The following is a 13825-nucleotide window of genomic DNA, read 5'->3' as shown; positions in this document are numbered from 1 at the left end:
ATCCCGTGCTGGCCGCTGTCGTCCGCCTGCCGCAAACGCTGTTGATAGGCCTGGTCAAGGGCTATCGCCTGCTGCTCAGCCCCTGGCTGGGCTCGGCCTGCCGCTTTGAGCCCACCTGTTCCGCCTATTCCCTTGAGGCGCTGCAGCAGCACGGCGCTGCCGTTGGCAGCTACCTCACCTTGCATCGCCTGGCCCGTTGCCACCCCTGGTGTGAAGGCGGGCACGATCCGGTGCCGCCGGCCGCCTCCGCGGCGGGCCCCTTCTCTCTCTTTTCCCGCCTGGTCACGCCTGTGGCCCCTACCCCTTCTAAAAAGACGCCGTCATGAACGACATCCGCCGCACCATCTTGTGGGTGATATTTGGTTTCTCCATGGTCCTTCTGTGGGACCAGTGGCAGGTTTTTAACGGCCACAAGGCGACCTTCTTCCCTTCGAGCACGCAGTCCGCCAAGGCGCCCGCGTCGGCCGCCTCCGCGCCGGTTGCCGGCGCCGCGGCATCTTCAGTGCCCGCGCCCCAGGCTTCTTCGAATGCGGCCCCGGCCACGCCCGGCGCCGTGCCCACAGGCGCCCCGAGCACCGCGCCCGCGGCGGCCAAAGAGCGCGTGGTGGTGAGCACCGACGTGCTCACGCTGACCTTTGACAGCGAAGGCGGCACCCTGGTGCATTCGGCCTTTGCGAAATACATGGACCAGACGCACAAGGACCAGGGTTTTGTGCTGCTGGATGAAAGCGCCAACCGCGTTTACGTGGCGCAGACCGGCCTGATCGGCAGCGGCAGCTTTCCCACGCACAAGACCCTGATGAAGGTCGTCCCCGGCGAGCGTTCGCTCAAGGAAGGCCTGAACGAACTCGAAGTCAAGTTCGAGTCGGCTGACGTCGGCGGCGTCAAGCTGGTCAAGACCTATACGCTCAAACGCGGCGCCTACGACATCGCAGTGCGCCACGACATCGTCAATACCGGCACGGCCGCCATTTCACCGCAGCTGTACATGCAGCTGGTGCGCGACGGCAACAAGCCACCCGGAGAGTCTTCCTTCTACTCCACCTTCACCGGCCCGGCGATTTACACCGATGCCAAGAAGTACCAGAAGGTCGAGTTCAAGGACATTGAAAACAACAAGGTCGATGTCGAGAAGCAGGCAATCGATGGTTATGCTGCCATGGTGCAGCATTACTTCGCCTCGGCCTGGATTCTGGGCGACGGCATCAAGCGCGACCTGTTCTTCCGCAAGGTCGACACCAACCTCTACGCTGTCGGCATGATCACGCCGCTGGATTCGATCGCGCCCGGCGCGACCAAATCCATCGACTCGAAGTTCTTTGTCGGCCCGCAGGAAGAAAAAACCCTGGAAGCCATCGCGCCCGGCCTGGAGCTGGTCAAGGACTATGGCTACCTGAAAATATTGGCCAAGCCGCTGTACTGGCTGCTCGACAAGCTGCACGGTTTTATCCAGAACTGGGGCTGGTCCATCGTGGCATTGGTGCTGCTGCTGAAGCTGGCTTTTTACTGGCTCAATGCCAAGGCCTACGCCAGCATGGCCAAGATGAAGGCCATCAACCCCAAGATCATGGAAATGCGCGAACGCCTGAAAGATAAGCCGCAGGAAATGCAGCAGGCGATGATGAAAATCTACCGCGAGGAAAAGGTCAACCCCATGGGCGGCTGCTTCCCGATCATGATCCAGATCCCGGTGTTCATCGCGCTGTACTGGGTGCTGCTGTCCAGCGTCGAGATGCGCAATGCGCCCTGGATTTTGTGGATCCACGACTTGTCGGCGCCCGATCCTTTCTTCATCCTGCCGGTGGTGATGACGCTGACGACCATGCTGCAGACGGCGCTCAACCCCGCGCCGCCGGACCCGATGCAGGCCAAGCTGATGTGGTTCATGCCGCTGATCTTCAGCGTGATGTTCTTCTTCTTCCCGGCCGGCCTGGTGCTGTACTGGATCACCAACAACATCCTGTCGATCGCCCAGCAGTGGGTCATCAACACCCGCATGGGCGTGCCGCCGCAGTTCAACCTGCCGAAATTCAAATAAGGCGCACACTGGATGAAAAAAAGGGCCGCTTCGCGGCCCTTTTTTCTTGGGCAACTAACCTTGGCGGTGGGTGCCGCACATCAGCTTTCCCCCTTAATATCTACCACCATGCTGGCCCGACACCACGACCCCATTGTTGCCATCGCCACCGCGCCGGGCCGCGGGGCCGTCGGCATTGTGCGTGTGTCGGGCAAACACATCGCGCCCATCATTGAGGCAATATGCGGCCGCGCGCTGCAAGCGCGGCAGGCGAGCTACCTGCCCTTCAGGGATGCGCGCGGTGCGGCCATAGACCAGGGGCTGGCCCTGCATTTCCCGGCGCCGCATTCCTATACCGGTGAAGACGTGCTGGAGCTGCAGGCGCACGGCGGCCCTGTGGTACTGCAGTTGCTGCTGGCGCGCTGCCTCGAGGCCGGCGCGGTGCCGGACCCGGCGACTGGCCGGGCGGCGGTGCCGCGGCTGCGCGTGGCGCAGCCGGGCGAATTCACCGAGCGCGCCTTCCTCAACGACAAGATAGACCTGGCCCAGGCCGAGGCGATTGCCGACCTGATCGACGCGAGCACCGAAACCGCGGCGCGCTCGGCGGCGCGCTCGATGTCGGGCGAGTTTTCTTTAGCGGTCAACACGCTGCTCGAGCAGCTGATCCATTTGCGCATGCTGGTCGAAGCCACGCTGGATTTTCCCGAGGAAGACATCGACTTCCTGCAGAAGGCCGACGCGCAGGGCCAGCTCGAGCGCCTGCAAACGACGCTGGCCGGCGTGATGCAGCGTGCCGTGCAGGGCGCGCTGCTGCGCGAGGGCATCAAGGTCGTGATCGCGGGCCAGCCCAATGCGGGGAAGAGCTCGCTGCTCAATGCGCTGGCCGGCGCCGAGCTCGCCATCGTCACGCCGATTGCCGGCACCACGCGCGACAAGGTGTCGCAGCTGATCCAGATCGAAGGTGTGCCGCTGCACGTGGTGGACACCGCCGGCCTGCGCGAGGCGCTCGATGAAGTGGAAAAAATCGGCGTCGAACGCGCGTGGGCCGAAATCGCCAGCGCCGACGCCGTGCTGTTTCTGCATGACCTGACCCGCCACACCGCCGACTACCGGGCCGCCGACGCGCACATCGCGCAAGTGCTGTCCCGCGAACTGCCGCGCAACACGCCCATCATCGATGTCTGGAACAAGTCCGATGCGGCCGACGCGGAAGTGCTGGACACCCTCAAGGGCGGCGTGTTGATCTCGGCCAAAACCGGCGCCGGCCTGCAGGACCTGCGCCGCCGGCTGCTGGAAGTCGCGGGCTGGCAGGCGGTGCCTGAGGGCGTGTTCATGGCGCGCGAGCGCCACGTGCGCGCCCTGCACCAGGTGCAGGCGCAACTGGTGAAAGCCGGCGCACAGCTTCATGCGGCGCAACCGGCGCTGGATTTGCTCGCCGAGGACCTGCGGCAGGCGCAACTGCACCTCGGCGAAATCACCGGCGCGTTCACGCCGGACGACCTTTTGGGCGAAATTTTCTCGAGATTCTGTATAGGAAAGTAGTAAACCGGCGACAGGCGGGCGCCGCATGCGGATCAGCGGTCGCAGACCCTCCTGAATGGTCAAAAATGGCCTTCTCTCGAGGGGAAATTACAAAATCAGACACTCCTGTATCAGGTGTAAGCGGGCGTTAGGAGCCCTTGCTGCCGTTGTAGTGCGAAGGTATCTTCCGTTGCACTATGAACGCTCCACTCCCCGCCGCCATCCGTTTTGACATCCAGGGCCTCGCCCAGGCCATCCTGCACTGCCATGCCAGCGATGCCTTGCGTTGCCAATTCAACCAGCCGCACTGGGACATCCTGGCCAGCTACCTGCAGCCCTTCGCCCTGAACAGCGGCCAGGTGCTGATGGAGCAAGGCGCGCTGGACCGCACGCTGTATTTTGTGGAAAGCGGCACCCTGAGCGTTCACTACGAAGATGAAAAAGCGCGCGTGCGCATGGCGCTGGTCGGCGCCGGCACCGTGCTCGGCGAAGGCGCGTTTTTCTCGCACATGCCGCGCAGCGCCACGGTGCATGCGTCCACGCCGTGCAAGCTCTGGTGCCTGACACCCATGCGCTTCCTGGAACTGGCCAATCGCCACAGCCCCATTGCACTGGAGCTGACCATGGCCATGGGTTCGGTGATGGCCAAGCGCCTGTACAACCGGCCCAAGCGCGTCGCGGTGACCTGAGACGGGATGCGGGCGCATTCAAGGCTCGCACAGCAGTTATCAGACAAGGGCTTCTTGCAAACAAAAGGTTTCGGCGACCTGGCGGCAAACCGGCAATGCGTGTGATTTTTCACCGTGCGGTGCTGCGGACGATTCGATAAAGTCATCGTTAATCAACCGCCAAACAACAGCGCTCCGGATTTGTGGGGATTGCTTACAGACTTCGCGCCCCGCCTTGACGGAAAATGCAGTTTCATTACAAGAACGCCGAACATGTCTTTTCTACACTGGTTTTCCAGCAAGCCACAGGCCAAACCTTCCGCCTCCGCGGAAGAACACAAGCGCGCCGCCGCAGCGCGCGAGAAATCACCCCCCTCCATTCCGGGCCGGCTCCCTGTCGAACCCGTCGTGCCCGGCGACGGCGCCAAGCTCAAGCGCCACGCCCGCCGCGAACAGCTGTATATCGCGATCCGCGAATCCATGACACGCTCCGGCGTGCTGTCCGCCAGCTATAAATTCAAGGTGCTTTCGCTGGACCAGCGCGGCAATGAGTTCCTGGTCATGATGGACCTGGCCAAAGCCTTCGGCCGCCCCGCCGAGCAGCTCGGTGAGATTGAAACGCTGATCATCCAGAATGCCAGAGCGCGTTACGAAATCACGGTGCCCGCGGTGTATTGGCGCATCGATGAAACCGCTGTGGTGGTCAAGCCCAAGCCTGTTGCCCAGGACGCGCCACACAGCGCGGCAGTCCCCGCGGCCGATGCGGCGGCCAAGCCGGCCAAGCCGGGCGCACCGCGCTACGAACCCATCCAGGCCGACGAAGTGGCCGCCTTCAAGCAGGCCTTGCAGGCCGCATCTGCCCAGGGGCCGGCCGGCGCCGTACCCGAGACCAGCGCCAAGGACGGCGTCAAGGTCAAAAGCGGCCCGCGCTCCTACGCATTGCTGACGGGCTTCGAAGACACGGAGATGCCGGAGTCGCCGTCCTCGCCGGCGCTCAGCAGCACGCAGTACGGCGACCTGATCTAAGGCAGGCCCTGCGCCGGCTGAACGCCGCAGGCGTTCAGTGCCCGGCGAAATCCACCAGCGTGAACAAAGGCAGGCCTGCGGCCTGCAGCTTCGCGGATCCGCCCAGTTCGGGCAAATCCACAATCGCCGCGCCCTCGGTGACCGTGGCACCCAGCTTCTCGAGCAGCTTTTTGCCGGCCATCATGGTGCCGCCAGTGGCGATCAGGTCGTCGATCAGCAGAACCTTGTCGCCGGCCTTCACGGCGTCGGTGTGCAGCTCCACCGTGGCGCTGCCGTACTCCAGCTCGTAGGTTTCCTGCACCGTGGTGAAAGGCAGCTTGCCCTTCTTGCGGACAGGTACAAAACCGACATTGAGTTCATAGGCCACCACGGCGCCCAGGATGAAGCCGCGCGCGTCCAGCCCGGCCACCACGTCGGGGCGCAGGGCCGGGTCCATGTAGCGGTGCACAAAAGCATCAATCAGGACGCGGAACACCTTGGGGTTTTGCAGCAGCGGCGTGATGTCGCGAAACTGCACGCCCGGCGCGGGCCAGTCCGGCACGGTGCGGATATGGTCTCGCAGGTATTGGCTCACAGACTGTTTTGGCATGGCACACACTTTCAGGAAACGCCGGGGTCCCGGCTGGCCGCGAACGCGCACAGCACCGGCAGCACCCCCAGCAACAAGGCCGCAGGCAAGAGCAACAGCAGCATGCCCGCGGCGGCCGCAAGCTGGCCGCCCAGCAGCTTCAGCAGGGACATCAAAAGAAAAGCCGCAAGCAGTGCGGCGGCCGCAAGGGCCAGCAAGCTGAAGACGGCCACGGCGATGCTCGCCCAGCGCTGCGGCGAGGTCTGCAGGACCAGGCCCAGGCTGCTTTTCGCGGAGAGCCCGTCGACCAGCAGTGCCGGCAGGAACACCCAGAGGCAGGGCACCCACGCAACAGGCCACAAAAGAAAGGACAGGGGCCCCAAAAGCTGGGACCCGGCTACCAGCACCAGGCCCGCGGCCGCGAGGGGCAGCGAGACCATGAAAATCCTGCCCGCCGATGCGGCCCAGCCCAGCGCCAGCTCCGTGAACGGCACGCCGGGCCGCAAAGCCACGCGCCAGGCCAGCAGCAGGATGGTGCACAGGAACACGGAAAGAACCAAAAGAGACAGCAGCAGGCTCAACACATCGCCGGAACCCAGCCAGGCGGTGGCCAGGCTTTCCAGCAGGGCCAGGCCGAGCCACAGCAGCGGACGTGCAAACAACAGGCCGGTGCCCTGTTTCAGCCAGCGGGACCCGGTCTGCCACGCGCGATTCCAGTCGATGCCTGTCATGGCGGCCGGCCTAGCCTCTCAGCAGTTTTTCTTCGGCGATCGCCAGCGCGGCGGACCGCCCTGAGAGCACCAAGGTGTCGCCGCCTTCCAGCCGCGTTTCGTCATCGGCCTGCAGTGTTTTGCCGTTGTTGCGCCGCAGGCTGACGACACGAACGCCTACCGCCTGCAGCGCCAGGGCGGCCAGGGGTTTGCCGGTGGAGCGGTTCCCCAGCGGCAAGGTCACGGTGGACAGCCGCTCCTGTTCCAGCTCGTTGACCGTGTCGTCGTCGGCGCCGCGGAAATAGCCGCGCAGCAGGTTGTAGCGCGCATCGCGCTGGTCCTGCACCACGCGGATCACGCGGCGCATGGGCACGCCCACCAGCGCGAGCGCGTGGCTGGCGAGCATCAGGCTGCCCTCGATGGCCTCGGGCACGACCTCGGTGGCGCCGGCCGCCTGCAGCTTTTCCAGGTCGTGGTCGTCCACGGTGCGCACGATCACCGGCACCGTGGGCGCATGGGCGCGCGTGTTGGCCAGCACCTTGAGGGCGCTGGCCGTGTCCAGGTAGGTGATGACCACCGCGCTGGCGCGCGCCAGGCCGGCGGCCATCAGGGCCTGCAGGCGCACGGCGTCGCCGAACACCACGGAATCGCCGGCGGCGGCGGCCTGCCGCACGCGGTCGGGGTCCAGGTCCAGCGCCATGTACTGGATGCCTTCGCGCTCCAGCATGTGGCCCAGGTTCTGGCCGCAGCGGCCGTAGCCGCAGATGATCACGTGCTTGTTGGCGTTGATGGACTTGCGCGCGATCGTGGTCATCTGCAGCGACTGCTGCAGCCATTCGCTGGAGACCAGCTTCATCACGATGCGGTTGCTGTACATGATGATGAAAGGCGTGGCCAGCATGGACAGCACCATGCTGGCCAGGATGGGGTTCAGCAGGGCCGGCGGCACCAGGCGGTTCTGCTGGGCCAGCGTGAGCAGCACGAAGCCGAACTCGCCGGCCTGGGCCAGGTAGAGGCCAGTGCGCAGCGACACGCCGGCGGTGGCGCCCAGCGCGCGGGCCAGCGCGGTGACCAGCACCAGCTTGAAAATGACCGGCAGCGTCATCAGCAGCAGCACCATCGGCCAGCGCTCCAGCACCAGGCGCCAGTCAAGCAGCATGCCGATGCTGATGAAGAACAGGCCCAGCAGGACGTCGTGGAAAGGCCGGATGTCGGTCTCGACCTGGTGCTTGTATTCGGTTTCGGAAATCAGCATGCCGGCGATGAAGGCGCCCAGCGCCAGGCTCAGGCCCGCGCGTTCGGTCAGCCAGGCCAGCGCCAGCGTGACCAGCAGCAGGTTGAGCACGAACAGCTCTTCGCTCTTGCGCCGCGCCACGATGGTGAGCCACCAGCGCATGATGCGTTGCCCGCCCGTCAGCAGCAGCCCCACCAGGACGGCGGCCTTGAGCCCGGCGATGGCCAGTGCCATGAGCAGCGCGTCGGCGGGCGCGCCCAACGCGGGGATCAGCACCAGCAGCGGCACCACGGCCAAGTCTTGGAACAGCAGCACGCCCATGACGCGTTTGCCGTGCTCGGATTCCAGCTCGAGCCGCTCCGACAGCAGCTTGACCACGATGGCGGTGCTGCTCATGGCAATCGCGCCGGACAGCGCCAGCGCGGTCTGCCAGCCCATGGTCCAGAGGCTGGGCGCCAAACTGGCGAGGAACAGCGAGCCCACCGTGGCCAGCACGATGGTGAGCGCCACCTGCAGCAGCCCCAGGCCGAACACGTGGCGCCGCATGGAGCGCAGCTTGGGCAGGTTGAACTCGAGCCCGATCACGAACATCAGGAACACCACGCCGAATTCACCCAGGTGCCGGATGCCGTCCGAGTTCTGCGCCAGCGCCAGTGCGTTGGGGCCTATGACCACGCCGACGGCCAGATAGCCCAGCATGGGCGGCAGCTTGAGCGAACGGCACACGACCACACCCAGCACGGCGGCCAGCAGGTACAGCAGGGTCAGTTCAAGTGCACTCATGCTTCGATGGTAGCCGAGGAAGTCTGGTGGCCTTGCCGTTTTGCCGTGGCCCGTGACGGCATGGGCCTTTGTGCGCCTCTATAGAATGCAGCCATGACCCCAGACGCCGTGAAATTCGATGCCGGGCAGGTGCTGAACCTGGCCCGCAAGACCTTTGAGATAGAAGCCGCGGCCGTGTTGGGTCTGGCACAGCGCCTGGGCGGCGAGTTTGCCCAGGCGGTGGAACTGATACTCGCCTGCCCGGGCCGCGTGGTGGTCATGGGCATGGGCAAAAGCGGCCACATAGGCCGCAAGATCGCGGCCACACTGGCCTCCACCGGCACCCCCGCCATGTTTGTGCACCCGGCCGAAGCCAGCCATGGCGACCTGGGCATGATCACCGGCCAGGACGTGGTGCTGGCAATTTCCAACAGCGGCGAAAGCGAGGAGCTCACGGTGATCCTGCCGGTGCTGAGCCGTCAGGGTGTGCCCATGATCGCCATCACCGGCGGTGCCCAGTCCGCGCTGGCGCGCCACGCGCGCGTCACGCTCGACAGCAGTGTCGCGCTGGAGGCCTGCCCGCTGAACCTGGCGCCGACCGCCAGCACCACCGCCCAGCTCGCTATGGGCGACGCGCTGGCCGTGGCGCTGCTCGACGTGCGCGGCTTCAAGGAAGAGGATTTTGCCCGCTCGCACCCGGGCGGCGCGCTGGGCCGCAAGCTGCTGACGCATGTCAGCGACGTGATGCGCAGCGGCGACGCCGTGCCGCAGGTGCGGCTTGAGACCAGTTTTACCGACCTCATGCGCGAGATGAGCGGCAAGGGCCTCGGGGCCTCCGCCGTGGTCGACGGCGAGCGGCGCGTGCTCGGCATCTTCACCGACGGCGACCTGCGCCGCCTGGTCGAAAAAGGCGTGGACCTGCGCAGCAGCAAGGCCGGCGACGTGATGCATGCCGCCCCGCGCACCGTGCGAGCGGATTCGCTGGCGGTTGAAGCGGTCGCGCTGATGGAGCAGCATCGCATCACCAGCGTGCTGGTGGTCGACGAGGCCGGCGTGCTGTGCGGCGCGCTCAATACTAACGACCTGATGCGCGCGAAGGTCATTTGATGACTGTGACACCCGCCTTGAACTTCGCGCCGGAGTTGCTGCTGCGTGCGCAGGGCGTCAAGGTTGTTTTTTTTGACGTCGACGGCGTGCTGACCGACGGCGGGCTCTATTTCTCCGAATACCCGGACGGCCACCCGCTGGCCCAGCCCCCAGGCGGCTACCGCGCCGCCGGCGAAATCATCAAGCGCTTCAACACCCTGGACGGCCACGGCCTGAAACTGCTGCAGCGCTGCGGCATCACCCCTGTGGTCATCACCGGGCGGGACAGCCACGTGCTGCGCGCCCGCTTGCAGGCGCTGGGCGTTGCGCATGCGCATTTCGGCACCGAAGACAAACGCCCCGCGGCTGACATCACGCTGCAGGCGCTGGGCCTGGACTGGAGCGCCGCCGCCGCCATGGGCGACGACTGGCCGGACCTGCCGGTGATGTCCCGCGCGGCGATCAGTTGTGCCCCTTCCAATGCGCACGTGGAAGTCCGGGCGCAGGCCCACCACGTCACGCAGGCGCCGGGGGGCCACGGCGCGGCGCGCGAGTTTTGCGACCTGCTGCTCGTCGCCAGCGGGCGCTATGCGGAACTCCTCCAGGAGTACCGCCAATGACCACAGGAACGCAGAACCCGGGCGCGGGCCGCAAAGGCGCGTTTCGGCCGCTCAAGAGGGCCTGGCGCAGTGCGCTGCGCGTCTGGGACAGCATGGCCATCTATATGCCGCTGCTGATGATGGGCGCGCTGGCGCTGGGCACCTACTGGCTGGTGCGCAACACGCCGATTTTCAGCACGCCGGACGCCGTGCGCGAAGCCAGCCACGACATCGACTATTTCATGCGCAAGTTCACCGTCAAGACGTTTGACGAGGGTGGGCAGCTCAAGAGCGAGATCTACGGCATAGAGGCCAGGCATTTCCCCGACACCGACATTCTTGAGATCGACCAGGCGCGCATCCGCAGCATCAGCCCCGACGGCCGCATCACCGTCGCCACGGCCAACCGCGCGTATTCCAACGGCGACGGCTCGGAAGTGCAATTGACCGGCAACGCGCGCGTCGTCAGGGAAGCCAGCACCGATGCCAGCGGCAAGGAAACGCCGCGCATGGAGTTTCGCGGCGAGTTCCTGCATGCTTTCCTGAACGACGAGCGCGTGAAATCCCACAAGCCCGTGCTGCTGATCCGCGGCACCGACCAGTTTGTCGGTGACACCTTCGCGTATGACAACCTGGACCAGGTGGCCGACCTCAAAGGCCGTGTCCATGGCATCCTGGTGCCCCGCTCCGCAGCCAGCGCCGCAGGCCTTCCCACCTTGACCTTGCCGGAACCGCCCCCGGCGCCGGCAAGCCCCGCCAGACCGGCCACGCCTTAGTAGCCGGCTTTTTCAAACGGCCACCCATGTCCAGACTCGTATTCATCACCGGAGCGTCCAGCGGCATAGGCCAGGCGCTGGCCATGCGGTTTTATTCGGCGGGCTACCGGCTGGCGCTGGCCGCCCGCCGCACCGCCGAGGTCCAGGCCTGGGCCGACGCCAACGCCCTCAGCGCGGGCCGCTACCAGGTCTACAGCGCTGACGTGGCCGATAGCGACAGCATCGTCGCGGCCGGCCTGGCCTGCGTCGCCGCGCAGGGGGTGCCCGATGTCGTGATCGCCAATGCCGGCATCAGCGTTGGCATGGACACCGCCGTGCGATCGGACCTGGACGTGATGGCGCAGACCTTTGCGACCAACAACATCGGCGTGGCGGCCACCTTCCATCCCTTTATGGCCGGCATGGCGGCGCGCGGAAGCGGCACGCTGGTGGGCATAGGCAGTGTGGCCGGCATACGCGGCCTGCCCGGCCACGGCGCGTATTGCGCCAGCAAGGCGGCGGTCATCGCGTATTGCGAAAGCCTGCGCGGTGAGCTGCGCCCCAGCGGCGTGAAAGTGGTGACGATCTGCCCCGGTTATATCGATACGCCTCTGACCCGCGAAAACCGCTACCCCATGCCCTTTCTGATGAAGGCCGACACCTTCGCCGACCAGGCCTTCGCGACCATTCAGGCCGGACACAGCTATCGCGTCATTCCCTGGCAGATGGGCGTCGTGGCCAAGCTGCTGCGCCTGCTGCCCAACGCGCTGTTTGACAAGGCCCTGGCCGGGCGCGCGCGCAAGCATCGCCAGGGTGAGCGTTGACCGCTCTTTTTTCGGGCCGGAAAGCAAAAAGGCTTCAAAACCGAAGTCTTGAAGCCTTTTTAGCGCTCTTCAGCCTGGGCTGAAGAGCGGGTTCAGCAGGGCTTAGTAGCCGCCGCGTCCGCCACCGCCGCCGCCGGAACGGCCACCGCCGCTACCGCCGCCGCCGTAAGGGCTGCGGAAACCGCCGTCGCTGCCGCCACCGGAGCGACCACCGCCGCCGCCGCCGTAACCACCACCGCCGGAGCGATCGCCGCCGCCGCCACCGTAGCCGCCACCACCACCGCCGCCGAAGCCGCCGGTACGGGGAGGACGTGCCTCCATCGGACGGGCTTCATTCACCACGACGCTACGGCCGCCCAGAGGCTGGCCGTTCATGCCGTTGATGGCTGCCTGGGCTTCTGCATCGCTGCCCATTTCGACAAAGCCAAAGCCTTTGGAGCGACCGGTGTCGCGTTCCATCATGACTTTAGCGCTGGTGACAGCGCCGAATTGGCCAAAAGATTGTTGCAGGTCTTCGTCACGCACCGAGTAAGGCAGGTTGCCGACGTAAAGTTTGTTGCCCATGAAGGGACTCCTCTAAAACACAAAAACAAAAGCGATGGGGTCCCGAAAGCACAACAAATCTTGAAACGTACCGCTGTAGCGCGCGAAACTGACCGATCACCTAACGTGTGCGAATGCTGGCATTCGCACCGGCATATTATGCGCGACGAAAATAAAACACAATCCACTAGCGTTACTACCTAGGCAGCGCCAGCCCGCATGAACAGGGGCTCTCCAGCCTTCCGGGTGCGGGCCGGAGCCCGGTTTTTGCACCCAGGGCGAGCTGATGGCGTGTCGCGACGGCAAGCTCAAATGAAGCATAAAGACTTCCATGCCTTGCCAGCCTCTCATGGGCTTGACTTCTGGAAATTCTTTCCTAAAAACAAGCCGTAATTGATCTTTAAGCTAAGTTAGTGCCTACATTGAAAAAACGGGAGCCAAAAAAACCAGGGTCGGCCTGCTTTTTCAGGTTTGCGAAGCCCGGCCGGTTTAAACCCTTGGGCTGCGGCGTGTGCGCACCGCTAAAGAGCCGGGACCGCCCGCACTGCGCATGCATCGTGTTCCAACGCCCGGGAAATAGTTACACAAATTTGCATCCAGAAGAATGCTGTTCTTGCATGTGTCAGCCCTCATGCGCGGCCTTGGCGGCCTGTCGAGCGCAGGGCAAAGCGCGCTATTTCGGTGAGTTGTCCGCGGCCTGGTCGGCGGCGCCGGAATAGTGGCGCCAGCGTTTCATCGCCGCACGCAAAGTCAGGATCTGGTTCTCGAATTGCGGGCAAGCCCCGCAGGCCATCAGGTGCAACTTCAGCGCGACGTGGTCCGGCAGGCTCAGCGCGCGGTCTTCGCGCGCGATCAGCAGGGCCGCGGCCTCCCGGCAGGTGCGTCGTAACAAGGTGATCTTGGGTTTCACGTCAGGGGTGGAAAGCGTCAGGTGCCGGGTTTGCCGAACCAGTGGATATTCAGGCACTCCTGCAGGCGCAGGCGGGCCCGGTGCAACTGGACATACAGGTTGGTCGGCGTCAGCGAGAGTTCCTTACAGACTTCCTGCGAGGAAAGCTCCAGCCATTCGCGCATCAGGAACAGCCGGCCCAGCGCCGGCGGCAGGCGCTCCATGCAGGCGTCCAGCACCTGGAAGAACTGTGTTTGCTGCAAAGTCTGGTCGGGATTGCCCCAGTCGTTGGGCGTTTCGGCGAAATGGCCGTCGGCCTTGAAGGACAGCCGGTCCAGCTCGTCGCCCTCTTCGTCGGCCTGCGCATCGGGCACGGCCACCAGGCGGGCATTGCTGCGGATCAGGTCTATGACCTTGTGTTTGAGGATGCCGACCAGCCAGGTCTTGAGCTGCGAGCGGTTGCCGAAGGACTGCGGCTTGGACAGCGCCGCGAGCAGCGTCTCCGACACCGCGTCTTCCGCCCATTCGTCGTTGCGCAGCTGCAGGCGCGCAAAGCGAAGGAGGTAGAGCCGGTGTTCGACCAGCTGCTCTTCAAAAGTAGGCATGGCCGGAAGTCTAGCGGC

Annotated in this window: 15 protein-coding genes; 9 read left to right on the top strand and 6 right to left on the bottom strand. The window is 65.0% G+C overall.

Going from position 1 to position 13825, the window contains the following annotated elements:
- Positions 1 to 26 precede the first annotated feature (26 nt).
- The 5 genes from yidD (at position 27) to ACSQ27_RS11040 (ending at position 5232) form a co-directional block, all read left to right on the top strand.
- On the top strand, positions 27 to 326 hold the full coding sequence (gene yidD, locus ACSQ27_RS11060) for a membrane protein insertion efficiency factor YidD (protein ID WP_436156226.1): 300 nt from the start codon (positions 27 to 29) through the stop codon (positions 324 to 326).
- The gene (yidC, locus tag ACSQ27_RS11055) at positions 323 to 2038 is read left to right on the top strand and encodes a membrane protein insertase YidC (protein ID WP_436155554.1); all 1716 of its coding nucleotides are present in this window, start codon (positions 323 to 325) and stop codon (positions 2036 to 2038) included. The genes yidD and yidC overlap by 4 nt, the downstream gene beginning before the upstream one ends.
- A 108-nt stretch (positions 2039 to 2146) precedes the next feature.
- Positions 2147 to 3559, top strand: coding sequence for a tRNA uridine-5-carboxymethylaminomethyl(34) synthesis GTPase MnmE (gene mnmE / locus ACSQ27_RS11050; protein WP_436155553.1), 1413 nt, complete (start codon positions 2147 to 2149; stop codon positions 3557 to 3559).
- Between the two features lie 176 nt (positions 3560 to 3735).
- Positions 3736 to 4227 carry a Crp/Fnr family transcriptional regulator gene (locus ACSQ27_RS11045; RefSeq protein ID WP_007862691.1) on the top strand — a complete coding sequence of 164 codons (492 nt, stop codon included), beginning with the start codon at positions 3736 to 3738 and terminating at the stop codon, positions 4225 to 4227.
- A gap of 252 nt (positions 4228 to 4479) precedes the next feature.
- Entirely contained in the window at positions 4480 to 5232 is a 753-nt protein-coding gene (locus ACSQ27_RS11040) for a hypothetical protein (protein ID WP_436155552.1), read from the top strand.
- A gap of 34 nt (positions 5233 to 5266) precedes the next feature.
- Here ACSQ27_RS11040 and ACSQ27_RS11035 read toward each other — a convergent pair whose 3' ends face one another.
- From ACSQ27_RS11035 to ACSQ27_RS11025, 3 genes are read right to left on the bottom strand one after another with little or no spacing between them, the layout of a single operon-like run.
- The gene (locus ACSQ27_RS11035; RefSeq protein ID WP_436155551.1) at positions 5267 to 5821 is read right to left on the bottom strand and encodes an adenine phosphoribosyltransferase; all 555 of its coding nucleotides are present in this window, start codon (positions 5819 to 5821) and stop codon (positions 5267 to 5269) included.
- An 11-nt stretch (positions 5822 to 5832) separates the two neighbouring features.
- Entirely contained in the window at positions 5833 to 6531 is a 699-nt protein-coding gene (locus ACSQ27_RS11030) for a hypothetical protein (RefSeq protein WP_436155550.1), read from the bottom strand.
- A gap of 10 nt (positions 6532 to 6541) precedes the next feature.
- Positions 6542 to 8527, bottom strand: a complete 1986-nt coding sequence (locus tag ACSQ27_RS11025) for a monovalent cation:proton antiporter-2 (CPA2) family protein (RefSeq protein ID WP_436155549.1) — start codon at positions 8525 to 8527, stop codon at positions 6542 to 6544.
- A 93-nt stretch (positions 8528 to 8620) separates the two neighbouring features.
- Here ACSQ27_RS11025 and ACSQ27_RS11020 point away from each other — a divergent pair, with 93 nt between their 5' ends.
- The 4 genes from ACSQ27_RS11020 to ACSQ27_RS11005 are packed head-to-tail and all read left to right on the top strand — an operon-like array spanning position 8621 to position 11770.
- The gene (locus tag ACSQ27_RS11020) at positions 8621 to 9613 is read left to right on the top strand and encodes a KpsF/GutQ family sugar-phosphate isomerase (RefSeq protein WP_436155548.1); all 993 of its coding nucleotides are present in this window, start codon (positions 8621 to 8623) and stop codon (positions 9611 to 9613) included.
- Positions 9613 to 10212, top strand: a complete 600-nt coding sequence (locus ACSQ27_RS11015) for a KdsC family phosphatase (RefSeq protein WP_436155547.1) — start codon at positions 9613 to 9615, stop codon at positions 10210 to 10212. The genes ACSQ27_RS11020 and ACSQ27_RS11015 overlap by 1 nt, the downstream gene beginning before the upstream one ends.
- The gene (gene lptC, locus ACSQ27_RS11010; protein ID WP_436155546.1) at positions 10209 to 10967 is read left to right on the top strand and encodes an LPS export ABC transporter periplasmic protein LptC; all 759 of its coding nucleotides are present in this window, start codon (positions 10209 to 10211) and stop codon (positions 10965 to 10967) included. Before ACSQ27_RS11015 ends, lptC begins: the two co-directional genes overlap by 4 nt.
- 26 nt (positions 10968 to 10993) lie before the next feature.
- Positions 10994 to 11770: an SDR family oxidoreductase gene (locus ACSQ27_RS11005; protein ID WP_436155545.1), complete on the top strand. Its 777-nt coding sequence runs from the start codon at positions 10994 to 10996 to the stop codon at positions 11768 to 11770.
- Between the two features lie 102 nt (positions 11771 to 11872).
- On the opposite strand, the gene ACSQ27_RS11000 is transcribed toward ACSQ27_RS11005, so the two are convergent.
- The 3 genes from ACSQ27_RS11000 to ACSQ27_RS10990 form a co-directional block, all read right to left on the bottom strand.
- Positions 11873 to 12334 carry an RNA recognition motif domain-containing protein gene (locus ACSQ27_RS11000; protein WP_436155544.1) on the bottom strand — a complete coding sequence of 154 codons (462 nt, stop codon included), beginning with the start codon at positions 12332 to 12334 and terminating at the stop codon, positions 11873 to 11875.
- Positions 12335 to 12986: 652 nt separating this feature from the next.
- The gene (locus tag ACSQ27_RS10995) at positions 12987 to 13223 is read right to left on the bottom strand and encodes a zf-HC2 domain-containing protein (protein ID WP_436155543.1); all 237 of its coding nucleotides are present in this window, start codon (positions 13221 to 13223) and stop codon (positions 12987 to 12989) included.
- Positions 13224 to 13240: 17 nt separating this feature from the next.
- Positions 13241 to 13807, bottom strand: coding sequence for a sigma-70 family RNA polymerase sigma factor (locus ACSQ27_RS10990; protein ID WP_436155542.1), 567 nt, complete (start codon positions 13805 to 13807; stop codon positions 13241 to 13243).
- Positions 13808 to 13825: the final 18 nt, after the last annotated feature.

Origin of the sequence: Polaromonas sp. LjRoot131, assembly GCF_964252805.1 — a bacterium.
Taxonomy (GTDB): Bacteria; Pseudomonadota; Gammaproteobacteria; order Burkholderiales; family Burkholderiaceae_C; genus Polaromonas.
This window is presented reverse-complemented; position numbering and strand designations above follow the sequence as displayed.